Consider the following 25,006-nt stretch of genomic DNA (forward strand, 5'->3'; position numbering starts at 1 on the left):
AGGCCCTCATTTTAAGATTCGCCTGCCCAGGCCAAAAGCGAATTGTTAGACTTGCAGCCATTCCACATTGGAATTGAGATCATGGAATTCAAACAGCTGCGCAGCTTCATTGAAGTCGTTCATCGCGGCGGCTTTACCCAAGCCGCCCAGACCCTGCATATCAGCCAGTCCGCCGTGAGCAAGCAGGTCGCCCAGCTGGAGCAAGATGTGGGCCAGCCACTGCTCGAGCGCCAGGCCTCGCAGCTGCATCTGACGGCGGCCGGGCGCATCGTGCTGGCGCGCGGCGAAGCGCTGCTGCGCGAGCGTCAGGCGCTGCTCAGCGAGCTCGACGACCTCAGCCAGATGGCGCGCGGTGAGTTGCGCCTGGGCTTGCCGATGCTGGGCAGCGATACCTTGTTCGCCGGGTTGTTCGCCGAATACCGCAGGCGTCACCCGAATATCGCCATTCAGCTGCTTGAAGGCGGCAGCCGTAGCGTCGAACAGGCAGTGAGGACTGGAGAGCTGGAGCTGGGCGGCAGCCTCACCCCGAGCGACCCGGCGTTCGCGTACCAGCCGTTCTGCAATGAGCCGCTGGATGCGCTGCTACCGGCCGGGCATGCGCTGGCCGCGCTGGACCAGGTGAGTCTGAAGCAGTTGGCGGATACCCCGTTCCTGCTGTACCAACGCAGCTTCGTGCTCAACGACCGCCTGCTCAAGGCTTGCCAGCAGCAAGGCTTCACCCCGAAGGAAGGTGGCCGTAGCGGCCAGGCGGACTTCCTGGTGGCACTGGTCGCGGCCGGCCAGGGTGTGGTGCTGCTGCCCCGTGTGGTGGCAAGAGCGCTGGAGCGACCCGGGGTGGTGCGTTTGCCGCTGAAGGCGCCAACGGATCTACGCTGGGATATCGCCTTCATCTGGCGGCGTGGGGCTTACCTGTCGCGAGCGGCGCAGGCATGGCTGGAGTTGCTGCGGGAGGAAACGCCTCAGGCTTTCAGTGCTTGAGCAAGCTCTGCCAGCCAAGGCTCGGCATCAGCCTCTGGGGTCACGGTCTCACTGGCATCGAGCTTCAGCATCGGCAGCACTTCCCGCACCCCCAGCTCGGCAAACAGTTCGCGCATCTGCTCGCCGCCGCCGCAATAGGTATCGCCATAGCTGGAATCACCCAGGGCAATCACTGCGCCCGGCAGCCCACGCCAGGCCGCTGGCAGGGTGTCGCGAATGCTGCTGAACAGCGGCATCAGGTTATCCGGCAATTCACCCATGCCGGTGGTCGACGTCACCGCGAGCAACGCTTCAGGGGCAAAACCCTCGAGATCCTGCTGGGTAGCACGGGCAGCGTGCCAGGCTTCAAAGCCTGCAGCCTTGAGCAACGACGCGGCATGGCGGGCGACTTCTTCGGCGGTGCCGTACACCGAGCCGGAAATAATGGCGACTTTCATCAGGAAGAGGATTCCGAAACTGAGTGAAAACGTAGGATACTAGCATTCGGAGCTGGCAAAAGGCCGCCTCTACCAAAGTCCCCCTCATTGACCCATGGTCCGGACATGATCAACGCGCAGCTGCTGCAATCGATGGTCGACGCCTCCAACGACGGGATCGTGGTCGCCGAACAGGAAGGCGACGACACCATCCTGATCTACGTGAATGCGGCCTTCGAACGCCTGACCGGCTATAGCCGTGACGAAATCCTCTATCAGGATTGCCGCTTCCTACAGGCCGATGATCGCGATCAGCTGGGCCGGGCACGCATTCGCAAGGCCCTGGCCGAAGGCCGTCCCTGCCGTGAAATACTGCGCAACTACCGCAAGGATGGCAGCGCATTCTGGAACGAACTGTCGATCACCCCGGTAAGGCACGATGCCGATCAACGCACCTATTTCATCGGCATCCAGAAAGACGTCAGCCGTCAGGTCGAACTGGAGCGCGAACTGGCCGATATGCACGCTCGTCGGAATTCCGACGAACGCGGCTGAACCAAGCGCTCTGAGCACGGTCAATTCCCGTTGAAGAAATCGTCATCACCGAGTTCGATCATGCAAGCAGACGCGCTCCTGACTCAGGACGAACTGGATTTCATCCAGGACATGCAGCATTCCCCGCAATTGAATCTCGCCGACCCCATGTCGAGCCTGCTGGTCAATGGCGACCGCCGCATCCAGTCCCTGCTCGCCCGCCTGGTGGCCAACGAGCAGGTAACCCTGCAGGCGCAGTTCAACAACCAGCAGATCAGCTTCCCGCTGCAGCTGGTGGAAGACGAGTTCCATGCCGTTCACCTGCAGATCGGCTCACCGGAAATCTACGAAGACGACGGCCCCATGCTGCGCCCCTGGCGCCTGTCGATGGCGCAGCCCAGCGCACTGCTGGATGCCCAGGGCAAGGCCAGCAGCTTGCTGGTCAGGGACATTTCGTTCAAGGGTGCACTGCTCGAGGTACGTGGCCTGGCCAAGGCCCCGTCGCGTTTCAACCTGCATTTCGCCCCGGATGGCATCAGCCCGATCGGCCTGCATGGCCGGCTGCGTCGGCGCATCGGCCCGGACCTGGCCGCCTACGACCTCAGCCGCAGCCCCGCCGAAGAAATCGACCGACTGCGTGAGTACATCCTCCAGGCCCATCGTCAGGCCCATCCAGAACTGCACGATCAGGTATCGAGCTGACCGGCCAGGTACTGTCGCAAGCGACGCCGCATCAGCTCACCTTCCGCACCAAGGCACGCAATCGGGCTGCCCGCAAGGCTGTCCTGGGCGTTCTCGGCTGCCTCGCCGGCCAACAGCAATGGGCATTCCAGGCCTGCAGCCAGACGCCTCAGGCGCTTGTTCAATTCGACTGTCGGCGAATGGTTGGCAAACAGCACCAGCGCATCTGGCCGCAACCGCTCACACACCAGCGGTAGTTCTTCCAGCGACTGGCCGGGCATGAGCAGGTTCACGCCAATGTCATCGCTGCCCAGAAGCAAGCCGGTCACCAGCAGTTCCAGTTCGTGGCACAGCCCGGGCAAGGGAGCCAGCAGCACATGACGGGGGCGCGGCTGGCGAGCAAGCTGCAAACGGGAGAACACCCGACCACGCAGGAACTGGTCGAGGAACAACCACTCGCTGGCCTGGCCGAACGCACCCTGCCCCGCCGCCAGGTCATGCCAGACGGGCAAGAACACTTCGCTGAACACCTGGTCCAGGGCAATTGCCGCGAACACCTGGTCGAACAGCCGGTCCAGGCTCGGCGCATCGAAGCGATTCACAGACTTGCGCACCTGGGCCTGCCAGTGCGTTCTGTTATCAGCTGAAATCACGCCCTGGGCGACCGCCTGGCCGCGGGCGAGAATACCCCCGACCTTGCTGACCGCGACACCACGTTCGAGCCAACCCAGGATGCTCCGGACCTGTTCGATATCCGCCTGGGAATACAGCCGGTGACCGCTGTCGGTGCGTGTCGGCTGGATCAGCCCGTAGCGGCGTTCCCATGCACGCAGGGTCACGGCGTTGACGCCGGTCAGGCGGGAAACCTCACGGATCGGGAAGAGGTCCTGGTGTTGCAGGCCTGTCTCGATATCCGAGCCACGTCCCTGTTTGTTCATCTGCACTGAGTAACCTGTGTGCGGAATTAGAAGGGACATTCTACTACGACATCTTATGCCGCAGGCCAGCAACCGTTTGCTGACAGATGTTCGCCGAGCATGTCCTCTGGAAGGGGCTTCGTGCCCGATTCTTGCATCCATGTTCGCGTTGCCCACCACCCCGGGCCACGCAGCCAAGGGGCCGGCTACCCGCCAGCCCCGTCGCCAGGAGATACACGATGTCTACCCCACCCGTCACTTTGATGGTGTCGCGCCGCGCCGCCCACGGCCGCTACCAGGACCTGCTGGCCTGGCTGCACGAAGGCGAGCAGCTGGCCACCGACTTCCCCGGCTACCTCGGCTCGGGCATCCTCGCTCCGCCCCGCGACAACGACGAATTCCAGATCATTTTCCGCTTCAGCGACGAACCTACCCTGCACGCCTGGGAACATTCCGCCTCGCGCCGAGCCTGGCTGGCTCGCGGCAACGGCCTGTTCGAACGCCCCAAAGAGAGGCGCGTCAGCGGCATCGACGACTGGTTTGGCACCAATAAGGTGCAAAAGCCGCCGCGCTGGAAGCAGGCCGTAGCTATCTGGCTGGCCTTCTTTCCGGTCTCGCTGCTGTTCAACGTCGTGTTCGGGCATTGGCTCGCGACGCTCGAACTGCTCCCCCGGGTCATGCTCAGCACGCTGGCCCTGACACCGCTCATGGTCTACCTCTTCATCCCCTTGTCCACCCGGCTGCTGACCAACTGGCTGCACGCCACGCCATCCGCCAGCCCGGCGCTGCGTAGCCGCTGAGGCAGGTCATACAAGCGGGAACAGTTCGGGTATGCTGGGCGGCAACGACAGGACAGACAAGTTGACCGCCCGCACATGAACAGCCCTATTCTCGTCACCGGCGCCAGCCAGCGCGTCGGGCTGGCCCTGGCCCTCGAACTGGCTCAGGCCGGCCATACGGTGGTCAGTGCCAGCCGCAGCCTGCAGCCGCAGTCCGCGCACCCGAACATCGTGCATTTCCAGGCCGACCTCTGCGTCAAAGCTGACCGTGAAGCGTTGATCGACCACCTGCAGCGCAACTACGACGGTCTGCGCGCAATCATCCACAACGCCTCGCTGTGGCTCGACGACGACCTCGACAACCTCGAGACCATGTTCCGCCTGCACGTCGAAGCGCCGTACCACCTCAACCTGGCCCTCGGCGAGCTGCTGAACAAGGTCGACAAGGCCGACATCATCCACATCTGCGACGAAACCTCCTCGCGCGGCAGCAAAGGCCACATCGGCTACGCCGCGACCAAGGCCGCGCTGCAGAACATGGTGCTGTCGTTCGCTGAAAAGTACGCGCCCAAGGTGCACGTCAACGGTATCCTGCCGGGCCTGCTGATCCTCAAGGAAGGCGGTGACGAGGCCTACCGCCAGCAAACCCTGAAAAAGGCCCTGCTGGAATTCGAACCCGGCGCCGGGCCACTGATCGAGACAGTGAAATACCTGCTCGCCAGCCAGTACAGCACCGGCAGCCAGGTGGTCATCAACGGTGGCCGCCACCTGAAGAACCGCATGATCTGAGAGACTGCCATGACTGAGCAACAACAGCTCGAACTCGAAGCCGCCGCGTTCCGGCGCCTGGTCGAACACCTGCAGAAACGCACCGATGTGCAGAACATCGACCTGATGAACCTCTCCGGCTTCTGCCGCAACTGCCTGTCCAAGTGGTACAAGGCCGCCGCCGACGAGCGCCAGGTCGACATCAGCCTGGATGACGCCCGCGAAGCGGTGTACGGCATGCCCTATGCCGAGTGGAAAGCCCAATACCAGAAAGAAGCCAGCGCCGAGCAGCAAGCGGCGTTTGAACAAGGAAAACCTCGTGACTGATCTGAACACCCTGCGCACCAGCCTGGCCAGCGGCCAACACGCCTTTGCCGACACCCTGGCTTTCATCGCCGGCAACTACAGCTACCAGCCTCAGGCCTTCAACAACGGTGGCGTGGAAAATGCCGCCGGGCAGAACGAAGGTTCTTGCAAGACCCTCGGCCTGGCCCTGCTGGAAGGCCTGAGCGACCAGGAAGCGCTGCTGGCCTTCGGCGAGCACTACCGTGACGTTTTGGCCACGCCGGAAGGCAGTGACCATGGCAATATCCGTGCGCTGATCAAGCATGGTCTCGCTGGCGTGAAGTTCGCCGCGCTGCCTCTCTCGCGCAACGCTTGAGATTGCCGGGGCCGCTTTGCGGCCCTTTCAACTGATCGTCGTCCCCGGCACACCCTCTTCCAGCCCGCCCTGCTGCAACCACCGCAATGCAATCGGCCACAGGCTTTCGCGAAAACGATCATGGAAGAACGCGAAGTGGCCAATCTCATCGACCGAGATATCCACAGGCGCAATCCGCAAATGCCGCCGCTGCGACGCAGGCAGATATCCCAATAACCGCTCGGTCGCCGCCACGGTGCCAAACGGGTCATCCGTCAGGCTGATGGCCAGGGTCGCGGCCTTTACCTGAGCGAAGGGCAACGCTGCCAGGCCACGCCCGCTCGGGCGCTGTTCATAGCGCGGTGTGCGAGTGGTCCAGTCATGCACCACGCCGGCGGGCGTATCCTCAAGCCAGCCCAGGCGCTTGCCGGGGAAGTAGCCAAAAGCACGGGTCAGCAACGGCATCACCACATGCCATTTGCCGAACAGCCGCCAGCGCTGGTCGGCGGCATAGTCGCGCCAGTAGGCGAACTGCGCACCGACCATCACCACCCGCCGCACCTGCCCGGCCGACGGCGCCAGGCCCACGGCGCAACCCCCGAAACTGTGGCCCACCACGTCCACCGGCTGCCCGGGAAAATGTTCGGCGGCGTGCGCCAGCATGGCTTCGAAATCCAGACGGCCCCAATCGCTCCACGACGCCTGGAAGCCGCGCAACGAGTGCGGGCGTGATTCGCCGATACCGCGATAGTCGTAGGTCAGTACATCGCAGCCTTGGGCGAACAGGTAGTCGGCAAAACGTGAGTAGTAGCGGCAGCGCACCGAAGTGGCCGCGTTGATGATCACCAGCGGGCGCTGGACGTCCGGGTGGGCGTGACGCCAGCAGAAGCCGCCGAGGCTGTAGCCGTCGGCCGTGGCCTGGCGAAAGGCGGTGGCGGGTTGGGTGAGGCTGCTCATGGCACACTTCCTGTTGTTGTGCGCCAAAACTAGCAAAAAAAATGGGGGCCTGTATCGGCCCCCATTTTTTACATCGACTTACAGCTCGATGCAGTCGAACTTCACATCGGTCGCCACGTCTTCGTCGTAGTTGACGTCAGCGCGCTCGAAGCCGAAGAGGTTGAGGAACTGCTTCTTGTAACCGGCGTAGTCGGTCAGCTCGAACAGGTTCTCGGTGGTCACTTGTGGCCACATGGCCTTGCACGCGTCCTGTACGTCGTCGCGCAGCTCCCAGTCGTCCAGGCGCAGGCGGGCTTTTTCGTCCACTTGTGCCGGGGCGCCATCGGCGCGGTACATGCGATCGCGGAACATGCGGTCCAGCTGGTCCTGGGTGCCTTCGTGCACACCCTTTTCCTGCATGATCTTGAAGACCATCGACAGGTACAGCGGCATCACCGGGATGGCCGAGCTGGCCTGGGTGACCACCGACTTCAGCACCGCCACGTTGGCGCCGCCTTTCACTTCACCGGCCAGTTTCTTGTCCAGGCGCAGTGCGGTTTCGTCCAGGTCCTGCTTGGCCTGGCCCAAGGCGCCGTGCCAGTAGATCGGCCAGGTGATCTCGGTGCCGATGTAGCTGAAGGCCACGGTACGCGCGCCTTCGGCCAGCACGTCAGCGCCCGCCAGGGCGTCGATCCACAGCTGCCAGTCCTGACCACCCATCACGGTGACGGTGTCGGCGATTTCCTGCTCGGTGGCCGGCTCGATGCTGGCCTCGATGATGGTGTCCTTGTTGGTGTCGATGGCGGTCGACTTGTACGGCTGGCCGATCGGCTTCAGTGCGGAGCGGATCAGTTCACCGGTCTGCGGCAGCTTGCGCACAGGCGAAGCCAGCGAGTAGATGACCAGGTCGACCTTGCCACCCATTTCGTTCTTGATCAGCTCGATGACCTTGGCGCGGGCTTCGTCGGAGAAGGCGTCACCATTGATCGACTTGCTGTACAGGCCCTCGGCCTTGGCGAACTTGTCGAAGGCGGCAGCGTTGTACCAGCCGGCGGTACCGGCCTTGGTCTCGGTACCTGGTTTTTCGAAGAACACGCCCAGGGTGTCGGCCTTGAAGCCGAAGGCCGCGGTGATGCGGGCTGCCAGGCCGTAGCCGCTGGAAGCGCCGATGACCAGGACCTTCTTCGGGCCATCCTCGCGCACGCCCAGCTTGCGGGTGGCTTCGATCTGGTCACGGACGTTGAGCTCGCAGCCCTTCGGGTGAGTCGTGGTGCAGATGAAACCGCGAACCTTAGGATGAATGATGGCCAATGTCTGTACCTCGTCAGGTTTATGCCGGGGGAAGCGCCGCAGGGGCGATTCCGATTGATCAGAGGGTGAGACTACCCCCGCAGGTTATCCGACACATATTACGGGCTGATCGGGGGGATGCAAAACCGGGGATCGCCTGTGCTGGCCCTTTCGCGGCTAAAGCCGTTCCCACAGGAACTGTGCAGCACTCAAGTTCTGCGCGGTCCCTGTGGGAACGGCTTTAGCCGCGAAAGGGCCGGCACAAGCAGCATCAATCTACTGCCAGAGCCCCTTTCAACCACCCGAGAAACTGCCGGGCCAGCGGATCATCCTGGCTGTCACGATGCACCAGGCAGGCCCAGGCCGGCCCGCGCACCCGCTGCGCAGACAGCGCCTGCAGCCGCCCCTCGCCCACCGCCCGCTGCGCCAGCAACTGGCTGACCAGGGCAACGCCCAGCCCTTCGCTCGCGGCATCCAGCAGCAGCCCGGGGTCGGAAAAATTCAGCCCCTTGCCCTGCTGCCCCACCGCCTCGCCGCCTTCCAGTTGCCAATGGCTCCAGTCCATTTCGCGCTCGCCATGCAGGGTGGTGCGTTGCTGCGCAGGGGTTTGCAGCAATGAAGGGTGGCAGGCGGGATACAACTGGTCGTGATGCAGCACGGTAAAGCTGCACTCAGCCTGGGCACTCAGATCATCGCGAATGGCCAGGTCGATGGTTTCGCTGGCCATGTCCGGCACCTCGAAGCTGGTGAACAGCCACAGGTCGACCTGCGGGCAGCGCTGATGGAAATCGGCCAGGCGCGGCAGCAGCCAGTGCCGGGCGAACGCCGGGCTGGTATTGACCACCAGTTGATTCGGCTTGCGGTACTGCTCCAGGCGGCGGATGCCGACGGCCAGGTGCTGCAGCATGGACTGGGTGGTGCTGAGCAGGTCATGCCCGGCATCGGTCAGGCTGACGCTGCGGCCACTGCGGTAGAACAGTGGCTGCTCCAGGTAGGTTTCCAGGCTGCGGATCTGCTGGCTGATCGCCGACTGGGTGAGGTTCAGGGCTTCGGCGGCCTTGTGGAAGCTGCCAAGCCGCGCGGCGGCTTCGAAGCCCCTGAGGGCATTGAGCGGTGGCCAGTGTTTGAGCATGATCGATAAGCCCTGCTAATCAGATGTCGGCTAAATCTATCGTTTGTCGCCACCTCTTCATAGCCATAGCATGGACATCAACACCCGCGACGGCGGGCTTCGTTGATAAAAATCCTTAATAGATCGGAGTTCACTATGCATCTGTCCCTCGACAGCGGCTGGCGCATGCCTGCCGAATGGGCCCGCCACGCGGCAACCTGGATGGTCTGGCCACACAATCAGGCGCTGTGGGAAAGCGGCTGGCGCGTCAGCCTGGCCGATGTGCAGCGCGACTATGCCCGTGTAGCGGCAGCCATTGCCCGCTTCGAGCCGGTGAAGATGGTCGTCGACCCGTCTGCCCTGCAAAGCGCCCGCGCCCTGTGCGGCGCCAACATCGAACTGATCGAACTGGCCGTGGACGACAGCTGGTGCCGTGACAGCGGCCCGAGCTTCGTTTGCCATCCGCAGCATGGCCTGGCCGGTCTGAGCTGGCGCTTCAATGCCTGGGGCGGTAAATCGCAACACAGCCAGGACTGCAGCCTCGGCCGCCGCATCCTCGACCAGCTGGGCCTGGACGGTTTCAGCACCTTCCTGTGCAACGAAGGCGGCGCGATTCATGTCGACGGTGAAGGTACGCTGATCACCACCGAATCGGTGCTGCTCAACCCCAACCGCAACCCCGGTATCGACAAGGCCGAGTTCGAAGCCTGCTTCGCCCGCTACCTGGGCATCAGCAAGACCATCTGGCTGCCCGGCGACCCGCAGTACGTCACCGGCGACATGACCGACGGCCACGTCGATGGTGTGTGTGCCTTCGCCCGTCCAGGCGTGCTGCTGGTCGATGCCACCCACGACCACGGTTCGGTCTACGCCGAAGTGGTCCGCGAAAACCGTCGCGCCCTGGAACTCGCCACCGATGCACAGGGCCGCCATTTCGAACTGCTCGACCTCTATGAAGCCAGCGCCGCAGTCGACCAGGACGCTGAAGTGTTCTGCGCGTCCTACACCAATTTCTACATCGCCAACGGCGCGATCATCATGCCGGCCTACGGCATCGCCGCCGACCAGGACGCCGCCGAGCAACTCGCCCACGCCTTCCCGGGCCGCGAAATCGTGCCGGTGCGCATCGATGCCATCGCCCACGGCGGCGGCGGCATCCATTGCATCACCCAGCAGCAGCCGGAGGTGCAGCCATGAGCCTGCTGCGCATCGCCACCACCCAGATGCCTTGCAGCTGGAACCTGCCCGACAACCTCGACCGCGCCGAGCAACTGGTACGCCAGGCCGCCGCCGATGGCGCGCAGGTGATCCTGCTGCAAGAGCTGTTCGCCACGCCCTACTTCTGCATCGAGCAGGACCACAGGCACCAGGTGCTGGCCGAGCCCTACCCGAACAGCCCGATCCTGCAACGCTTCGCGGCCCTGGCCGGCGAACTGGGTGTGGTGCTGCCGTTGAGCTGGTACGAGCGCGCCGGCAATGCCTTCTTCAACTCGCTGACCGTGGCCGATGCCGATGGCCAGCTGCTGGGCGTCTACCGCAAGACCCATATCCCCAACGCCATCGGCTACCAGGAGAAGGAATACTTCAGCCCCGGCGACACCGGTTTCAAGGTCTGGGACACCGCCTTTGGCCGCCTGGGCATCGGCATCTGCTGGGACCAGTGGTTCCCGGAAACGGCCCGCTGCCTGGCCCTGATGGGCGCCGAGGTGCTGTTGTTCCCCACCGCCATCGGCTCCGAGCCGGGCTGTGCCGAGCTGGACTCGCGCGACCATTGGCAGGTCGCCATGCGTGGCCATGCCGCTGCCAACCTGTTGCCTGTGGTGGCCGCCAACCGCGTCGGTGTGGAGGTGGCCGATAGCGATGAATCACTGAGCATGCGCTTCTACGGCTCGTCGTTCATCTGCGACCACAAGGGCGCGATGCTTGCCGAAGCCGACCGCAACAGCAGCGGCATCTGGCTGCACGACCTGGATCTGGCACGCATGCGCGAAGACCGCCTGAGCTGGGGCATCTACCGCGACCGTCGCCCGGAAATGTACGCGCCGCTGCTGACCCTGGACGGCAAACACCCACACAGCCTGAGGGCCTGAGCATGAAACGCCACGTTATCGCCGCACTGGCCCTGGCCTTCTGCGCCAGCCAGGCCCAGGCCGACCAGCCCACCCTGCGCCTGTACAACTGGGCCGATTACTTCGCCGAGGACACCCTCAAGCAATTCACCGCCGAAACCGGTATCCAGGTGATCTACGACGTGATGGACGGCAGCGAGGTACTCGAAGCCAAGTTGATGTCCGGGCGCAGTGGCTACGACCTGGTGTTCCCCGGCGATACCGTGGCGGAACGGCTGATGCGTGCCGGCAGCCTGCAGCCACTCGACCGCAGCCGCCTGGAAGCCCTCGACGACATCGAGCCCGGCCTGCGCAAGCTGCATGCGCAATACCCCAAGGCCAGCCAGGCGACCGTGCCCTACACCTGGGGCACCATCGGCCTGACCGCGAATGCCGAGAAAGTCCGCCAGCGCATGCCCGATGCGCCGCTGGATAACCTCGACCTGCTGTTCAAGCCGGAGCTGGCGGCCAAGTTCGCCGATTGCGGCATCTCGATCATCGACTCGCCTGACGAAGTGCTGGCCGTGGTACTCCATTATCTGGGCCGCGAACCGCGCAGCGCCAAGCGTGAAGACCTGGCGGCCGCCAGCGAACTGCTCAAGGCAGTACGCCCGTACATCCGCAAGTTCCAGTCGCAACCGGTGACCGAGCTGGTCAACGAGAACCTGTGCCTGTCGCTGGGCTACAGCGGCGACGTGATCCAGGCCCAGCGCGCCGCCGACGCTGCCGGCAAGCACCTCGACTTCCAATACCGCGTACCGCGCCAGGGCACCACGGTGTGGATGGACACCATGGCCATCCCGGCCGATGCCCAGCACCCGGAATACGCCTATCGTTTCATCAACTTCGTCATGCGCCCGGCGAACATGGCTGCCATCAGCAACTTCACCGGCTACCCCACGGCCAGCGCCAAGGCGCGCCAGGCAGTGGACCCGCGCATGCGCGACAACCCCGACATCTACCTCGACGAAGCCACCTATGCCCGGCTGATCCCGGGCCGGGACATTCCACAGGCCGACATGCGTGCGCGCATGCGCGTGTGGACCCGCTTCAAGACTGCACAGGACTGACCCATGCCCAGCCGTAGAACCTTCCTGCAACTGTCACTGGCTGCCGGCCTGGGGGCCGGCCTCGGCCTGCCGCTGGGCCTGGCCCGCGCCGAGGAGCCTGGGCGCTGGTTCATGCCCGACGAGGGCGAACCGCAGCAGCGCGCGTTCATCGCCTTCGGTGCCCAGAAGGCCATCTGGGAGGACTTCACCGCCGACGTGCAAGCCGCCTTGGGCCGCATCGCCCAGGCCATCGCACGCTACCAGCCAGTGACCGTGTTCTGTCGCCCCGGCGAACGCGAACTGGCCGAGCGGCACTGCGCCAGCCACAACACCCGCTTTGTCGAATGCAATCTGGACGACATCTGGATGCGCGACATCGGCGCCAACTTCGTCGTCGACGATGAGGGCGCCCTCGCTGCAGTGGATTTCAACTTCAACGGCTGGGGCAACAAGCAACGCCACCAGAACGACGCGCAGCTGGCCAAGCGTGTGGCCACCCTTGCCGGCGCCCGTTACCAGCGCAGCGAACTGGTGGGCGAAGGCGGCGCCATCGAAGTGGACGGCCACGACACCGGCATCATGACCGAGAGCAGCTGGATCAATGCCAACCGCAACCCGGACTGGAGCAAGGCCGACGTCGAGGCCGAGCTCAAGGCACGCCTGGGACTGAGCAAGGTCATCTGGCTGCCGGGCATCGCCGGCGAAGACATCACCGACGGGCATGTAGACTTCTATGCCCGCTTCGTCCGCCCGGGGGTGGTGATCGCCAACCTGGACAACGACCCGGACTCCTATGACCACGCGGTGACCCGCAAGCACCTGGAGATTCTCAAGAAAGCCACCGATGCCGAAGGCCGGCGCCTGCAGGTGCATGTGGTATCGCCGCCCATGCGCGGGCGGCGCAACAGGTTCAGCCAGGGTAATGACGACTTTGCGGCGGGGTACATCAATTACTTCGTGATCAACGGCGCGATCATCGCGCCGCAGTTCGGCGATGCGCAGGCCGATGAAAAAGCCCGGGCATTACTGGCCGTGCTGTATCCAGGGCGGGATATCGTACAGCTGGATATCGATGCGATTGCGGCGGGTGGCGGGGGGATTCATTGCGTCACCCACCAGTGCCCGGCAGTCTAGCAGCGCACTGCTCATGGGCGCCGACGGCGCCCGGTCAGCATCGACAGTGGCAGGTTCTCCCGCAGGCGTACGCTCTCGACCACCGCTGCCAACAAGTGCACGCAGACCAGCGCCAGCAAGGCATCGGCGATGAAGCTGTGGATATCCAACGGCCAGTCCGCGCCCCAAAGCGCATCGACCTCCTCCATCAGAAAGCCGGTCAGGCCCAGAGCAGCGAGGCAGGTCAGCATCAGCACCATCACCAGCGCGCCGATCGGCGAGTGCCCCAGGCGGTGGAAGGGTTTGCCCTGCAGCAGTGCCTTTGCGTGGGCAACCAGCCGCGCCCGGGTCGGCCAGAAGTCCGCCCAGCGCGCACTCTGCGGCCCGACGAAGCCCCACATCAGGCGCAGCAACACACAGCCAACGGCGTAGTAACCCAGCCAGCGGTGCCAGCCATCACCCTCTTCGTTGAAGAAGTAGTTGGCAAAGAACACCGTGGCGAACGACAGATGGCACAGCCGCAGCAGAGGGTCCCAGAGCCGCAACGTGGCGGCGGGCATCAGTAGCCTTCGACCTCGCTCTTCACAGCCTTGCCGGTGACCGGGTCATGGTAGATCTCGACTTTCTTGCCGTCCTTGTTGAAGCCGTAGATCTCGTAGCAATTACCTTTGGTGACCTTGAACTTGCTGATCTTGTAGCCCTGCTCCTTGAGCTGGGCCTGGAACTTTTCCGGGTCTTGCCAGGTGCTCTTGTCGGCCGTGGTGCATTGGGTGGCGGCAAAAGTGGATCCGCTGGCAAGTAACAGGGCGAGAGTGAAAACAATACGCATGGCGAGAGTCTCCATTCGGATGAGAAGCGAACCTGGTTCAGCTTAGCTCACACCCGGCAGCGGCCCCATTGATTGGCTTTTCACATCAATCACAAAGAAAAACAAACTTAACAAATCAACCCAACCCGCCGATGCTGGCAGCACTACGCCCATTGCCCGGAGAACAACAACATGAACGACGTGGTCATCGTCGCCGCAACCCGTACCGCCATCGGCAGCTTCCAGGGTGCCCTGGCCAGTGTGCCGGCCGTCGACCTCGGTGCAGCAGTGATCAAGCAACTGCTGGAGCAGACCCGGCTGGACCCGGCCCAGGTCGATGAGGTGATCCTCGGCCAGGTGCTCACCGCCGGTGCCGGGCAGAACCCGGCGCGCCAGGCCGCGATCAAGGCCGGCCTGCCCTACAGCGTGCCGGCACTGACCCTGAACAAGGTCTGCGGCTCGGGCCTGAAGGCCCTGCACCTGGCGGCGCAGGCGATCCGCTGCGGTGATGCCGAGGTGGTGATCGCTGGTGGCCAGGAGAACATGAGCCTGGCCCCCTATGTAATGCCATCTGCTCGCACCGGCCAGCGGATGGGCCATGGCCAACTGATCGACAGCATGATCAGCGACGGCCTGTGGGATGCCTTCAACGACTACCACATGGGCATCACCGCCGAGAACCTGGTGGACAAATACGGCCTCAGCCGCGAGCAGCAGGATGCCTTCGCCGCCGAGTCGCAGCGCAAGGCCGTGGCAGCGATCGAAGCGGGCCGCTTCAAGGACGAGATCACCCCGATTGTGATGCCACAGAAAAAAGGCGAGCCGAAAGTCTTCGACCGTGATGAACAACCCCGCCCGGACACCACCGCCGAGTCGCTGGCCAAGCTGCGCCCGGCCTTCAAGAAAGACGGCAGCGTCACCGCCGGCAATGCCTCCAGCCTCAACGACGGTGCCGCCGCGGTGCTGCTGATGAGCGCCAGCAAGGCCAAGGCCCTGGGGCTGCCGGTGCTGGCGAAGATTGCCGGTTATGCCAGTGCCGGCGTGGACCCGGCGATCATGGGCATCGGGCCGGTGTCGGCGACCCAGCGTTGCCTGGACAAGGCGGGCTGGCAGCTGGCTGACCTTGACCTGATCGAAGCCAACGAGGCCTTTGCCGCGCAGGCACTGGCAGTGGGCAAAGCGCTGGAGTGGGATGCCAGCAAGGTCAACGTCAATGGTGGCGCGATTGCCCTGGGGCATCCGATTGGTGCGTCCGGGTGCCGGGTGCTGGTGACCTTGCTGCATGAAATGATCAAGCGTGACGCCAAAAAAGGGCTGGCCACCTTGTGCATTGGTGGTGGCCAAGGTGTCGCCCTGGCGATCGAGCGTTGATCAGGCCGTAGCGCGCACCTCGCGGGCAGCCGCTTCATTGACGCCAGCGGCCAGCAGCGCGACTTCCTGGCACTTGTGCACAGCCTGCTCCACCGGGCTCTGCAGTAACGGGCAGGCTGTGGCCACCCACAGCCGCTCGCCCAGGCGGTCGTGGGCATCGCGCAGCAGGTCCAGGGTATTTTCCAGGTCGCATGGCGAGGCGTTGCGGCCGTCGACCAGGCCCAGCGACAGCACCTTGTAGGCCGGCAGCCGGTCAAGGAGGGTCTGGTACTGGTCGGGGGCCTGCACCAAGTCGACGTGCAGGCCATCGACCGGCAGGGTGACAGCCAGGCCGAGGTTGCCTTCCAGGCCACCGAAGTAGGTGGCGATCAACTTCTTCAGCGGTGCACGCTGAAGGATGTTGTAGACCCGTTCGAAAGCGTTTTTCCAATCCTGCGGCAGTTCCTGGGCCAGAATCGGCTCATCGATCTGCACCCATTCGGCGCCTAAGGCAGCCAGGCGGTTGAGGCCAAGGTCATACAGCGGCAGCAGGTGTTCCAGCTCGTCAAGGTCAGCGTTACCTTTGCTGGCCTGCCACAGGTAGGTCAAAGGGCCGATCACCACCGGTTTGACTGCATGGCCCAACGCCTTGGCTTCTGTCACTTCGTCGAACAGTTGCTCCCAGCATTGGGCAAACGGATGATCGCACCAGGCAAAGTCGCCAACTGGCAGCAGCTCGATGCCGGCGTCTTTCTGCACTTGCCAGTGGCGGGCACGCAGCTCGCGGTCACTGCCAAAGCGTGGAAAGCCCAGGTTGTGTGCCAGTGCCATGTCTTGTCCCTCAGAGTTCGAAAAAGTACCGAAATGAATAGGGGAATTTTCCGGCCATCGACCGCCTGAGACAAACTCATTAAATTTGAGATGAACTCAAGAAATGCTCATGATGCCCATGAACCTGAATGTCTTGTTCAGAGCAGCACCCTACGTATTCAGACATGAGCCCAACCGACCACCTGCTGCACAATGCCAACCTGAACACGCCAGGTGCCCCCGAGCCATGAGCCTGCTGAAAGCCGCGCTGCGCGAAAAACACTTCGTCTGCGTCATGGAATTCGTCCCCAAGCCGTCGGCGGAACGCTTCGCCGCGATGGAGGCGATCATGGCCCGCGGGCAGTTGTGCGGCTGGCCCATGACCGTCGCCATCGGCGACCGCGTGGGCAGCCCGCTGGACATGTCGCCGCTGGACGCCCTCGGCTCTTTCAGCACCCCACTCCCCGCCTTGCCGCATTTCTCCGGTAAAGACCGCGAACGCCATCATCTGTTGGCTCAGCTACAGCGCATGGACGCCGCCGGCCTCGATCAGTTGCTGCTGCTCACCGGCGACCGTCTGCCCGGCCACCAACCCGGTGAACGCCCGGTGCGCTACCTGGAGTCGGTCGCGGCCTTACTGATTGCCCGCCAGGCCTGCCCGCACTGGTTGCTCGGCGCGGCACTGAACCCGTTCAAGTACCACGAGGAAGAAGGCGGCGCGCAGTACTTCAAGGCCGAGAAAAAGCTCGCCGCCGGCGCCGACTTCCTTACCCTGCAACTGGGCTTCGATGCCAGCAAGCACCAGGAGGCCATCCACTGGATGCAGCGCCAGGCCTCGCCCAAACCGATGCTGGCCTGCCTGATGAGCCTGACCCACGGCCGCGCGACGATGCTCGAGCATGTGGCGGGGGTTACCGTCTCGCCTTCGATGCGCGACCTGCTTGAGGCCGAAAGCCATGTCTCCAAGGCCTTTGCCCAGGCGCGCAGCGTCGACCGCCTGGCCTTGCAGATCATCGGTGTGAAACTGATGGGGTATGCAGGCGTGCACCTGTCGGGGATTCACGAGCTCAAGCAGCTGCTGGCACTGGAAGAGCGCCTGGAACACTGGCAGGCGCAGATCCATTCACTGGAGCACTGGGCACCCGCCTGGGCCGACAGCTGGCAGATGCCAGGCCTGCCCATCGTTGCGTTCCATCCGCCGCAGGGCAACTGGCGCCAGGGTGAATCGACCGTCAGCGCCTCAGGCAAGGAGAAAGCCCGCTACCACCTGCTGCACGGCGCCCATTCGCTGCTGTTCAGCCGCACCAATTGGCTCAGCAAGGCGTTCGGCTGGGTCGTGCGCCAGCCACTGTGGGCAACCCAGCGTGGGGCCCGGGTGCTGCACGGGCTGGAACGGGCGGTCAAACGTCCGCTGACAGGCTGCGACACCTGCGGCCGCTGCCGCCTGGAAGACACCCTCTACACCTGCCCGGAAACCTGCCCCAAAGGCCTGGCCAACGGCCCTTGCGGTGGCACGGCGCTGAACCGCTGCGAGTTTGGCGACCGCGAGTGCATCCACAGCGTCAAGTACCGCACCGCCAAGGCCGTGCGGCAAACCGCCGTGCTCACTGAGCGACTGATCCCGTGCATCGAAGTCGAGACACGCCACCGCAGCTCGTGGCCGCAGTGGTTCGAGGCTGAGCCGCCGCGCCAGCTCAGCCCGCAGCCAGCGCCTCGAACCCAGCCCGAATCTTAGCTTCGGGCAGTTCATCGGCGATGAACACCATCACGCTCTCGCGCAGCTCGCCTGCTGCCCATTCGGCATCCCAGTCGAAGCCATAGAGCTTGAGCACGCCCTGGAACACCAGGCGACGCTCCTCGCCGGCGATGTTCAGCACGCCTTTGTAGCGCAGCAACTGCTTGCCGTGCTCTTCCAGCAATTCGTTCATGAAGTCGCTGAGGCGGTCGATGTCCAGGGCGGTCTCGGTGCGCAGCACCAGGGTGGAAATCCGGTCTGGCGTGGCCGGCTTGAGCACCGGGCGCAGGCTTGGCTTTAGGTTGGCACCCAGGTCCGGGTTCAGGTTGAAGCCGCGCACATCGAGCAGCTCGGCCAGGTCGATGCGGCCATGCTCGACCACACGGATCGCCGCCCGGCCGTTGATCCGCGCCAGGTGCTCGCGCAGGGCCTCCACCGCAGCCGGTTCGACCAGGTCGGTCTTGCTCAGCAGCAGGCGATCGGCAAAACCGACCTGGGCCTGGGCGATGGTCTGGGTCAGGTGTACCTCGGCGTGGGCAGCATCGACCAGGGTGATGATGCCGTCGAGGATGTAGCGATCACGCAGTTCTTCATCGATGAAAAAGGTCTGCGCCACCGGTGCCGGGTCGGCCAGGCCGGTGCATTCGATCACCAGGCGGTCGAAGGCGATCTCGCCAGCGTCCAGGCGTTCAAGCAGCAAGTACAGGGCGCGGGTCAGGTCGCCATGGATGCTGCAACACACGCAGCCGTTGGCCAGGGTCATGACTTGTACCGGCTCGTCGCCAAGCAGTTGGCTGTCGATACCGGCCTCGCTGAACTCGTTCTCGATCACGGCGATCTTCAGCCCGTGCTCGGCCTTGAGCATGTGCTTGAGCAGGGTGGTCTTGCCGGCACCGAGGAAACCGGTGAGGACCGTTACGGGAATGGGCGTCTGCACGCAGAAATCTCCTGAAGCTGAAAATGATTGTGGGAGGCCGGTTGCCCGGCCTCCCACAGGTTCACGCACGTTGCAGGTTCAACAGCACTTGGGCCCGGACTTGCCACCGTAACGTGCTTCCTGACGTTCGCGGAAGAACGCCTCGTACGTCATCACCGGCTGGTCCGGGTGCTTGTTGCGCATGTGCTCGACGTAGTTGTCGTAGTCGGGCATGCCGACCATCAGGCGGGCTGCCTGCCCCAGGTATTTACCCAGTCGACCCAGGTCGTTGAACATCACTGCAGTCCTCTCAAGCGTCAGGCAGGGCCTGGAACGGGGTTTCCTTGTCGGTACGCTCTTTGCGGCCGAGGGCGGCGTAGCCGACCTTGAGGGCGAAGAAGAGCACACTGAACACCACCAGCAGGAACAGAATGGTCAGGCCGGCGTTGGTGTAGGCGTTGAAGATCACGTGCTGCATCTGATTGATGTCCTTGGCCGGGGCCAGGACCTGACCGGCGTCCAGCGCGGTGCTGTACTTCTTGGCCAGGGCCAGGAAGCCGACGGCCGGGTTCGGGTCGAACAGCTTGATCAGGCCCGCCGCAGTGGTGCAGATCAGCAGCCAGGCAGCCGGCAGCAGGGTGACCCAGATGTAGCGCTCGCGCTTCATCTTGATCAGTACCACGGTACCGAGCATCAGGGCGATACCGGCCAGCATCTGGTTGGAGATACCGAACAGCGGCCACAGGGTGTTGATGCCGCCCAACGGGTCGATCACGCCCTGGTACAGCAGGTAGCCCCACAGCGCCACGCAACCGGCGGTGCCGATCAGGTTGGCAGTCCACGACTCGGTGCGCTTGAGCGCCGGCACGAAGCTGCCCAGCAGATCTTGCAGCATGAAGCGACCGGCACGGGTACCGGCGTCCACCGCAGTGAGGATGAACAGTGCCTCGAACAGGATCGCGAAGTGGTACCAGAAGGCCATGGTGTTTTCACCCGGCAGCACCTGGTGCAGGATCTGCGCGATACCCACCGCCAACGTCGGTGCACCACCGGCACGGGCGAGTACGGTGTGCTCGCCGATGTCGCGGGCCACTGCTTCGAGCTGCTCAGGGGTGATCATGAAGCCCCAGCTGCTGACCGTTTGCGCCACCGAAGCCACGTCCGCGCCAACCACGGCGGCCGGGCTGTTCATGGCGAAGTACACACCCGGCTCGATCACCGAAGCGGCGACCATGGCCATGATAGCGACGAACGACTCCATCAGCATGCCGCCGTAGCCGATGTAACGGGCGTTGGCTTCGTTGTCCAGCAGCTTCGGCGTGGTCCCCGAGGAGATCAGCGCATGGAAGCCGGACACCGCGCCGCAGGCGATGGTGATGAACAGGAACGGGAACAGGGTGCCCTTCCACACCGGGCCGGTGCCATCGGTGAACTGGGTCAGCGCCGGCATTTTCAGCTCGGGCATGGTCACCAGGATGCCGATGGCCAGGGCGATGATGGTCCCGATCTTGAGGAAGGTCGACAAATAGTCACGCGGTGCCAGCACCAGCCACACCGGCAGTACCGCGGCAACAAAGCCGTAGCCGACCAGCATCCAGGTGATCTGCACGCCAGTGAAGGTGAATGCCGGGCCCCAGACCGGATCGGCTGCAATCTGGCCCCCCAGCCAGATCGATGCCAGCAGCAGGACCACGCCGACCACCGAGATCTCGCCGATGCGGCCCGGGCGGATGTAGCGCATGTAGATGCCCATGAACATCGCGATCGGGATGGTCGCCATCACCGTGAACATGCCCCACGGGCTTTCGGCCAGGGCCTTGACCACGATCAGCGCCAGCACCGCGAGGATGATGATCATGATCAGGAAGCAGCCGAACAGGGCGATGGTCCCCGGGATGCGGCCCATCTCCTCGCGCACCATGTCGCCCAGCGAGCGGCCGTTGCGGCGGGTGGAGAGGAACAGGACCATGAAGTCCTGCACCGCACCGGCCAGCACCACGCCGGCGATCAGCCATAGCGTGCCGGGCAGGTAGCCCATTTGCGCGGCGAGTACCGGGCCGACCAGGGGGCCGGCGCCAGCAATGGCGGCGAAATGGTGGCCGAAGAGGATGTGTTTGTTGGTCGGAACGTAGTCCAGACCGTCGTTGTTGAGCACCGCTGGGGTGGCTCGGCGAGGGTCGAGTTGCATCACCTTGGTGGCGATGAACAGGCTGTAGTAACGGTAGGCGACCAGGTAGATGGCCACCGCGGCGACCACGATCCACAAGGCATTGATCGCCTCGCCGCGACGCAGGGCGACGACACCCAGCGCGCAGGCCCCTATGACCGCCAACGCCAGCCACGGGATGTGGCGTAGCAGGCTGTTATTGTTGTTCATGGCATGCTTCCAGCTAAGTGGTTGGAATAGACAGCCTCTTGAGTCTAGGGCCTGCTTGGCAGCTTTACCATATGCAATTGTGATCGAGGTTTGGGCGCCAGTGCCCGCGCTAGAGCGGTGAGCGCCTTGCGCGGTTTTTTTTTGATAAGCCAGCCGCCTCAGCCCTTGAACGCTGAGCATTATTTTCTTTCACATCCTCCACGCTGTTTACGGCCACCTGATAATTTTGCCAGTTGTGCCGTCATTGCCGACGCCCTTAAATATTCCTGGCAGATCAGCCAAGTCAGTTTCCCTGACAGGTTGTTTGGCTTGCTTAAACTTCTGACAACAGGAATATGTCATGTCTTCGAAAAAGCCAGGCAGCACTCGCGACCCACACGCCATCAGTTGGAAAGTAGCGCCACGACATGGCGTCGTGGCCTCGCCCAAATCCCGTGCCTATTTTGCGGATGAAAAGGGCCTGATCGAGGGAAACTTGAAATACGGCATTGAGTGGGGCAAGTTTTTCCCGGCCGTGGTGGGCGGTCTGCAAGACCCTTATGCTGCCACGGATGCTACCAATATTACGCCCCCCGTTGATGGCAAGATTGCCAGTGGCGAAAGGCCCGGCGCAGCCTATCTGGACAGAACGGATGTCAATTGGCAGAAACATAAAGTCTATGGCGGCGAGGCGCTGGATTTCGTTTGGGAATTCTCTGCACGCCACAAGTACCGCCGCTTCAACTACTTTATTACCCGCGTCGGCTGGGACCCTGATCAACCGCTGTCACGCGCACAATTCGAAGCAGAACCCTTCGCCACGTTCCTTAATACCCGACAGCCTTACTGGTCATATACCGATGTCGAAATGTGGCCCGCCAATCCGACTACGCATACTCTGACCCTGCCCAAACGAGAAGGCTATTACGTCTTGTTGGGCGTGTGGGAAGTCGCCGAAACTGACAAAGCTTTCTACCAGGTTGTCGACCTTGAGTTCTTGCCAGATGGCGAGGGGCCAGAAGGCCCTGGGGCACCCTATGAATTGCACGATATGGGTACCACCGAAACTTCAGTGGACCTGATGTGGGCCGCCCCAGAGAACGGCGCTCCAGTTGATGGCTATATCATTTATCGGGACGGTAACGAAGTTGGCCGAGTGCCTTCGCTACAACGAACATTCACCGATGACAACCTCAAGCCCGACACCAGCTATCGCTACACCGTCAAGGCGTTTGATGCCGAGGGTCAGCTTTCTCCATCAAGCAATGTGCATTCGGCTCGCACCAAGCCCGGTGAAGGCGGCGGTGAGTATCGGGACTGGAAGCTGAAAGACAGCTACAGCACCGGTGAAATCGTCCGTCATGACCAATTACTGTGGCAGTGCCTGACAAGCCATACCGCCCATGTGGAGAGCTGGGCTCCAGGGGCTGCGGATGGCTTTACCTTGTGGAAGGAATATGTGCGTCGGCGCTGAGCCATGAACTGATAACCCAACCACGTCTCGGTACAAGGCAGAGGTGGCCATGCCTGGTCTATAGTCAGTGCAACTGACGAGGGGCCTGCCATGACCACTTCTGCCGACGACCGCCGCCGTTTCCAGCGCATCGATTTCGACGCCCCTACCGAGCTGCGCCAGGGCGATCGCCGCTGGCCGGTGAAACTGCTGGACCTGTCGCTCAAGGGGCTGCTGATCGAACGCCCGTCACCCTGGGATGCCGACCTGAGCCAGGATTTCGATGCAATCATCCACCTCGACTGCAATGTCCGCGTGCAGATGCAGGTGGAGCTGCGCCATGAAGAAGCCTCCCGCCTGGGCTTCATCTGCCTGTACATCGACGTTGAATCGATGACCCACCTGCACCGTCTTGTGGAACTGAACGTGGCCGACAGCACCGAAATGATGCGTGAGCTGCGTGAACTCATCGAATAATGCAATCTCTTAGCTAGCTAACAGCATCCCCGCCCTCTGTTTCCTGTCTACCCAGACAGCTTTCTGCCTGGGTAGCAGCGCTTTGTACACACCCCTCTAGCTCAGCCTTTATCGACTTGGTACGCGATCTGCATTGGCGTCTTGCACACATTGCAAGGCCAGCTGTTCGCGCTCCGATCAAAAACTTGTATACAATTTATGTGGCAATCATTTGTAGGAAATGTCTACAGTAGTGCCACAACAATAAACAGAGAGCCTGCTCCATGACTACGTCCCCTAGCACGTCTCCCGCCCAGCGCCCCGAGGACGAAAACCTCGGGCTGGGTGCCAACCTGGCCTATGGTCTGCAGCATGTGCTGACCATGTATGGCGGGATCGTCGCGGTACCCCTGATCCTGGGCCAGGCAGCCGGCCTCAACGGTGCCGAGATCGGCATGCTGATCGCCGCGTCGCTGTTTGCCGGTGGCCTGGCGACCTTGCTGCAGACATTGGGCATCCCGTTCTTCGGTTGCCAGTTGCCGCTGGTGCAGGGCGTATCGTTCGCTGGCGTGGCGACCATGGGCGCCATCCTCAGCAGCGAGGGCGGTGGCGGCCTGCCGGGCGTGCTCGGCGCGGTCATGGCAGCGTCGGTGATCGGTTTCCTGATCACCCCGGTGTTCTCGCGGATTACCAAGTTCTTCCCGCCGCTGGTGACCGGCATCGTCATCACCACCATCGGCCTGACCCTGATGCCAGTCGCCGCGCGCTGGGTGATGGGCGGCAACAGCGCTTCGCCGGAGTTCGGCAGCGTGGCCAACATCGGCCTGGCTGCGCTGACCTTCGCCATCGTCCTGGTGCTGAGCAAACTCGGTAGCGCCACCATTTCGCGCCTGTCGATCCTGCTGGCCATGGTGGTCGGCACGCTGATCGCCTGGGCATTGGGCATGACCGACTTCAGCAAGGTCAGCCAAGGCCCGATGTTCGCCTTCCCCACTCCGTTCCACTTCGGCATGCCTGAGTTCCACATCGCCGCGATCCTGTCGATGTGCATCGTGATCATGGTGACCCTGGTGGAAACCTCGGCGGACATCCTCGCCGTGGGTGAGATCATCGACACCAAGGTCGACTCCAAGCGCCTGGGCAACGGCCTGCGCGCCGACATGGCGTCGAGCATCCTGGCGCCGATCTTCGGTTCGTTCACCCAGAGCGCCTTCGCCCAGAACGTCGGCCTGGTGGCCGTGACCGGGGTCAAGAGCCGCTACGTGGTGGCCACCGGTGGCGTGATCCTGGTGGTGCTCGGCCTGCTGCCGGTGATGGGCCGGGTGATTGCCGCCGTACCGACCCCGGTACTGGGTGGTGCGGGCATCGTGCTGTTCGGCACCGTGGCCGCCAGCGGCATCCGCACCCTGTCGAAGGTCAACTACAAGAACAACGTCAACCTGATCATCGTCGCTGCCTCGCTGGGCTTTGGCATGATCCCGATCGCCGCGCCGACCTTCTATCACAACTTCCCGAACTGGTTCGAGACCATCTTCCACTCGGGCATCAGCTCGGCGGCAATCATGGCCATCCTGCTGAACCTGCTGTTCAACCACTTCAAGACGGGCAATTCGGAGAACCAGTCGGTATTCGCCGCAGCCTACGAACGCACCATCCAGTACTCGGACATCTCGTGCCTGCGTGATGGCGACTACTTCAAGGATGGCAAGCTGTTCGATGCCGATGGCAACGAAGTACCGGTGATGGAGCTGGACGAGCACGGCAACCAGGCGCCCAGGCGCAGTGCGGTTGCCGAACATTGA

The 25,006-nt window shown here is 63.2% G+C and carries 26 protein-coding genes and 1 pseudogene; 16 read left to right on the top strand and 11 right to left on the bottom strand.

Translation table 11 applies throughout. The features are described from left to right. Positions 1-81 precede the first annotated feature (81 nt). On the top strand, positions 82-978 hold the full coding sequence (locus tag J7573_RS02820) for a LysR family transcriptional regulator (protein WP_294325328.1): 897 nt from the start codon (positions 82-84) through the stop codon (positions 976-978). Here J7573_RS02820 and J7573_RS02825 read toward each other — a convergent pair. Then, positions 960-1,415, bottom strand: coding sequence for a flavodoxin (locus J7573_RS02825; protein WP_110639431.1), 456 nt, complete (start codon positions 1,413-1,415; stop codon positions 960-962). The genes J7573_RS02820 and J7573_RS02825 overlap by 19 nt on opposite strands. A 105-nt stretch (positions 1,416-1,520) precedes the next feature. On the opposite strand from J7573_RS02825, the gene J7573_RS02830 reads away from it, so the two are divergent. Continuing rightward, positions 1,521-1,949 (top strand): PAS domain S-box protein, encoded by a 429-nt coding sequence (locus J7573_RS02830; protein ID WP_294325335.1) that lies wholly within the window; start codon positions 1,521-1,523, stop codon positions 1,947-1,949. A gap of 60 nt (positions 1,950-2,009) precedes the next feature. Next, the gene (locus tag J7573_RS02835) at positions 2,010-2,630 is read left to right on the top strand and encodes a hypothetical protein (RefSeq protein WP_294325338.1); all 621 of its coding nucleotides are present in this window, start codon (positions 2,010-2,012) and stop codon (positions 2,628-2,630) included. On the opposite strand, the gene J7573_RS02840 is transcribed toward J7573_RS02835, so the two are convergent. Beyond that, entirely contained in the window at positions 2,615-3,547 is a 933-nt protein-coding gene (locus J7573_RS02840; protein ID WP_294325340.1) for a MerR family transcriptional regulator, read from the bottom strand. The two genes, J7573_RS02835 and J7573_RS02840, sit on opposite strands and share 16 nt — an antisense overlap. A gap of 218 nt (positions 3,548-3,765) precedes the next feature. Here J7573_RS02840 and J7573_RS02845 point away from each other — a divergent pair, with 218 nt between their 5' ends. The 4 genes from J7573_RS02845 to J7573_RS02860 all read left to right on the top strand — a co-directional run bounded on the left by J7573_RS02845 (position 3,766) and on the right by J7573_RS02860 (position 5,734). Then, positions 3,766-4,326, top strand: a complete 561-nt coding sequence (locus tag J7573_RS02845; RefSeq protein WP_294325342.1) for an antibiotic biosynthesis monooxygenase — start codon at positions 3,766-3,768, stop codon at positions 4,324-4,326. A 75-nt stretch (positions 4,327-4,401) separates the two neighbouring features. Continuing rightward, positions 4,402-5,094, top strand: a complete 693-nt coding sequence (folM, locus tag J7573_RS02850) for a dihydromonapterin reductase (RefSeq protein WP_294325344.1) — start codon at positions 4,402-4,404, stop codon at positions 5,092-5,094. A gap of 9 nt (positions 5,095-5,103) precedes the next feature. Further along, positions 5,104-5,400 carry a DUF1244 domain-containing protein gene (locus tag J7573_RS02855; protein ID WP_054884724.1) on the top strand — a complete coding sequence of 99 codons (297 nt, stop codon included), beginning with the start codon at positions 5,104-5,106 and terminating at the stop codon, positions 5,398-5,400. Next, entirely contained in the window at positions 5,393-5,734 is a 342-nt protein-coding gene (locus tag J7573_RS02860; RefSeq protein WP_294325349.1) for a HopJ type III effector protein, read from the top strand. Before J7573_RS02855 ends, J7573_RS02860 begins: the two co-directional genes overlap by 8 nt. Before the next feature lie 27 nt (positions 5,735-5,761). On the opposite strand, the gene J7573_RS02865 is transcribed toward J7573_RS02860, so the two are convergent. The 3 genes from J7573_RS02865 to J7573_RS02875 form a co-directional block, all read right to left on the bottom strand. After that, a complete protein-coding gene (locus J7573_RS02865; protein WP_294325351.1) occupies positions 5,762-6,670 on the bottom strand; it encodes an alpha/beta fold hydrolase in 909 nt (302 codons plus the stop codon). A 78-nt stretch (positions 6,671-6,748) separates the two neighbouring features. Further along, a complete protein-coding gene (gene fabV, locus J7573_RS02870) occupies positions 6,749-7,960 on the bottom strand; it encodes an enoyl-ACP reductase FabV (protein WP_294325352.1) in 1,212 nt (403 codons plus the stop codon). Between the two features lie 250 nt (positions 7,961-8,210). Continuing rightward, positions 8,211-9,071: a LysR substrate-binding domain-containing protein gene (locus tag J7573_RS02875; RefSeq protein ID WP_294325353.1), complete on the bottom strand. Its 861-nt coding sequence runs from the start codon at positions 9,069-9,071 to the stop codon at positions 8,211-8,213. A 135-nt stretch (positions 9,072-9,206) separates the two neighbouring features. On the opposite strand from J7573_RS02875, the gene J7573_RS02880 reads away from it, so the two are divergent. From J7573_RS02880 to J7573_RS02895, 4 genes are read left to right on the top strand one after another with little or no spacing between them, the layout of a single operon-like run. Next, complete coding sequence (locus J7573_RS02880) at positions 9,207-10,247, top strand: agmatine deiminase family protein (protein WP_294325355.1); 1,041 nt, start codon at positions 9,207-9,209, stop codon at positions 10,245-10,247. Further along, on the top strand, positions 10,244-11,140 hold the full coding sequence (gene aguB / locus J7573_RS02885) for an N-carbamoylputrescine amidase (RefSeq protein ID WP_294325356.1): 897 nt from the start codon (positions 10,244-10,246) through the stop codon (positions 11,138-11,140). Before J7573_RS02880 ends, aguB begins: the two co-directional genes overlap by 4 nt. A 2-nt stretch (positions 11,141-11,142) precedes the next feature. Continuing rightward, the gene (locus J7573_RS02890) at positions 11,143-12,228 is read left to right on the top strand and encodes an extracellular solute-binding protein (protein WP_294325359.1); all 1,086 of its coding nucleotides are present in this window, start codon (positions 11,143-11,145) and stop codon (positions 12,226-12,228) included. Between the two features lie 3 nt (positions 12,229-12,231). Then, positions 12,232-13,341, top strand: a complete 1,110-nt coding sequence (locus J7573_RS02895) for an agmatine deiminase family protein (protein ID WP_294325362.1) — start codon at positions 12,232-12,234, stop codon at positions 13,339-13,341. Between the two features lie 11 nt (positions 13,342-13,352). Here J7573_RS02895 and J7573_RS02900 read toward each other — a convergent pair whose 3' ends face one another. Then, positions 13,353-13,880 carry a cytochrome b/b6 domain-containing protein gene (locus J7573_RS02900; protein ID WP_294325363.1) on the bottom strand — a complete coding sequence of 176 codons (528 nt, stop codon included), beginning with the start codon at positions 13,878-13,880 and terminating at the stop codon, positions 13,353-13,355. Further along, on the bottom strand, positions 13,880-14,149 hold the full coding sequence (locus tag J7573_RS02905) for a PepSY domain-containing protein (protein WP_159408870.1): 270 nt from the start codon (positions 14,147-14,149) through the stop codon (positions 13,880-13,882). Before J7573_RS02905 ends, J7573_RS02900 begins: the two co-directional genes overlap by 1 nt. Positions 14,150-14,320: 171 nt before the next feature. Between J7573_RS02905 and J7573_RS02910 the strand changes: the two genes are divergently transcribed. After that, positions 14,321-15,499, top strand: coding sequence for an acetyl-CoA C-acetyltransferase (locus J7573_RS02910; RefSeq protein WP_294325366.1), 1,179 nt, complete (start codon positions 14,321-14,323; stop codon positions 15,497-15,499). Positions 15,500-15,535: 36 nt separating this feature from the next. Here J7573_RS02910 and J7573_RS02915 read toward each other — a convergent pair. After that, positions 15,536-16,309: pseudogene (locus J7573_RS02915) on the bottom strand (5-methyltetrahydropteroyltriglutamate--homocysteine methyltransferase); the annotation flags it as partial. A gap of 226 nt (positions 16,310-16,535) precedes the next feature. Here J7573_RS02915 and J7573_RS02920 point away from each other — a divergent pair. Continuing rightward, complete coding sequence (locus J7573_RS02920; RefSeq protein ID WP_294325368.1) at positions 16,536-18,023, top strand: methylenetetrahydrofolate reductase C-terminal domain-containing protein; 1,488 nt, start codon at positions 16,536-16,538, stop codon at positions 18,021-18,023. Here J7573_RS02920 and yjiA read toward each other — a convergent pair. The 3 genes from yjiA to J7573_RS02935 all read right to left on the bottom strand — a co-directional run bounded on the left by yjiA (position 17,983) and on the right by J7573_RS02935 (position 21,316). Next, positions 17,983-18,960: a GTPase gene (yjiA, locus tag J7573_RS02925; protein ID WP_294325369.1), complete on the bottom strand. Its 978-nt coding sequence runs from the start codon at positions 18,958-18,960 to the stop codon at positions 17,983-17,985. The two genes, J7573_RS02920 and yjiA, sit on opposite strands and share 41 nt — an antisense overlap. A gap of 78 nt (positions 18,961-19,038) precedes the next feature. Next, entirely contained in the window at positions 19,039-19,236 is a 198-nt protein-coding gene (locus J7573_RS02930; protein WP_103449033.1) for a YbdD/YjiX family protein, read from the bottom strand. 13 nt (positions 19,237-19,249) lie between these two features. Next, positions 19,250-21,316, bottom strand: coding sequence for a carbon starvation CstA family protein (locus J7573_RS02935; RefSeq protein ID WP_027918411.1), 2,067 nt, complete (start codon positions 21,314-21,316; stop codon positions 19,250-19,252). A gap of 340 nt (positions 21,317-21,656) precedes the next feature. Between J7573_RS02935 and J7573_RS02940 the strand changes: the two genes are divergently transcribed. The 3 genes from J7573_RS02940 to J7573_RS02950 all read left to right on the top strand — a co-directional run bounded on the left by J7573_RS02940 (position 21,657) and on the right by J7573_RS02950 (position 25,006). Beyond that, positions 21,657-22,769 carry a lytic polysaccharide monooxygenase gene (locus tag J7573_RS02940; protein ID WP_294325376.1) on the top strand — a complete coding sequence of 371 codons (1,113 nt, stop codon included), beginning with the start codon at positions 21,657-21,659 and terminating at the stop codon, positions 22,767-22,769. 90 nt (positions 22,770-22,859) lie between these two features. Next, positions 22,860-23,225: a PilZ domain-containing protein gene (locus J7573_RS02945; RefSeq protein ID WP_294325378.1), complete on the top strand. Its 366-nt coding sequence runs from the start codon at positions 22,860-22,862 to the stop codon at positions 23,223-23,225. A 263-nt stretch (positions 23,226-23,488) separates the two neighbouring features. After that, positions 23,489-25,006 (top strand): nucleobase:cation symporter-2 family protein, encoded by a 1,518-nt coding sequence (locus tag J7573_RS02950; protein ID WP_294325380.1) that lies wholly within the window; start codon positions 23,489-23,491, stop codon positions 25,004-25,006.

This window comes from Pseudomonas sp. (assembly GCF_017744435.1).
In the GTDB taxonomy this organism is placed as follows: domain Bacteria; phylum Pseudomonadota; class Gammaproteobacteria; order Pseudomonadales; family Pseudomonadaceae; genus Aquipseudomonas.

Bases quoted from the DNA above. Each gene is read 5' to 3' on its own strand.
- J7573_RS02830 (WP_294325335.1), top strand. From the start codon at position 1,521: ATGATCAACGCGCAGCTGCTGCAATCGATGGTCGACGCCTCCAACGAC.
- J7573_RS02945 (WP_294325378.1), top strand. From the start codon at position 22,860: ATGACCACTTCTGCCGACGACCGCCGCCGTTTCCAGCGCATCGATTTC.
- J7573_RS02890 (WP_294325359.1), top strand. From the start codon at position 11,143: ATGAAACGCCACGTTATCGCCGCACTGGCCCTGGCCTTCTGCGCCAGC.
- J7573_RS02920 (WP_294325368.1), top strand. From the start codon at position 16,536: ATGAGCCTGCTGAAAGCCGCGCTGCGCGAAAAACACTTCGTCTGCGTC.
- J7573_RS02900 (WP_294325363.1), bottom strand. From the start codon at position 13,880: ATGCCCGCCGCCACGTTGCGGCTCTGGGACCCTCTGCTGCGGCTGTGC.
- J7573_RS02930 (WP_103449033.1), bottom strand. From the start codon at position 19,236: ATGTTCAACGACCTGGGTCGACTGGGTAAATACCTGGGGCAGGCAGCC.
- J7573_RS02820 (WP_294325328.1), top strand. From the start codon at position 82: ATGGAATTCAAACAGCTGCGCAGCTTCATTGAAGTCGTTCATCGCGGC.
- J7573_RS02895 (WP_294325362.1), top strand. From the start codon at position 12,232: ATGCCCAGCCGTAGAACCTTCCTGCAACTGTCACTGGCTGCCGGCCTG.
- J7573_RS02910 (WP_294325366.1), top strand. From the start codon at position 14,321: ATGAACGACGTGGTCATCGTCGCCGCAACCCGTACCGCCATCGGCAGC.
- J7573_RS02940 (WP_294325376.1), top strand. From the start codon at position 21,657: ATGTCTTCGAAAAAGCCAGGCAGCACTCGCGACCCACACGCCATCAGT.
- J7573_RS02825 (WP_110639431.1), bottom strand. From the start codon at position 1,415: ATGAAAGTCGCCATTATTTCCGGCTCGGTGTACGGCACCGCCGAAGAA.
- aguB (WP_294325356.1), top strand. From the start codon at position 10,244: ATGAGCCTGCTGCGCATCGCCACCACCCAGATGCCTTGCAGCTGGAAC.
- folM (WP_294325344.1), top strand. From the start codon at position 4,402: ATGAACAGCCCTATTCTCGTCACCGGCGCCAGCCAGCGCGTCGGGCTG.
- J7573_RS02950 (WP_294325380.1), top strand. From the start codon at position 23,489: ATGACTACGTCCCCTAGCACGTCTCCCGCCCAGCGCCCCGAGGACGAA.
- J7573_RS02840 (WP_294325340.1), bottom strand. From the start codon at position 3,547: ATGAACAAACAGGGACGTGGCTCGGATATCGAGACAGGCCTGCAACAC.
- J7573_RS02835 (WP_294325338.1), top strand. From the start codon at position 2,010: ATGCAAGCAGACGCGCTCCTGACTCAGGACGAACTGGATTTCATCCAG.
- J7573_RS02875 (WP_294325353.1), bottom strand. From the start codon at position 9,071: ATGCTCAAACACTGGCCACCGCTCAATGCCCTCAGGGGCTTCGAAGCC.
- J7573_RS02880 (WP_294325355.1), top strand. From the start codon at position 9,207: ATGCATCTGTCCCTCGACAGCGGCTGGCGCATGCCTGCCGAATGGGCC.
- J7573_RS02865 (WP_294325351.1), bottom strand. From the start codon at position 6,670: ATGAGCAGCCTCACCCAACCCGCCACCGCCTTTCGCCAGGCCACGGCC.
- J7573_RS02855 (WP_054884724.1), top strand. From the start codon at position 5,104: ATGACTGAGCAACAACAGCTCGAACTCGAAGCCGCCGCGTTCCGGCGC.
- J7573_RS02845 (WP_294325342.1), top strand. From the start codon at position 3,766: ATGTCTACCCCACCCGTCACTTTGATGGTGTCGCGCCGCGCCGCCCAC.
- J7573_RS02905 (WP_159408870.1), bottom strand. From the start codon at position 14,149: ATGCGTATTGTTTTCACTCTCGCCCTGTTACTTGCCAGCGGATCCACT.
- J7573_RS02935 (WP_027918411.1), bottom strand. From the start codon at position 21,316: ATGAACAACAATAACAGCCTGCTACGCCACATCCCGTGGCTGGCGTTG.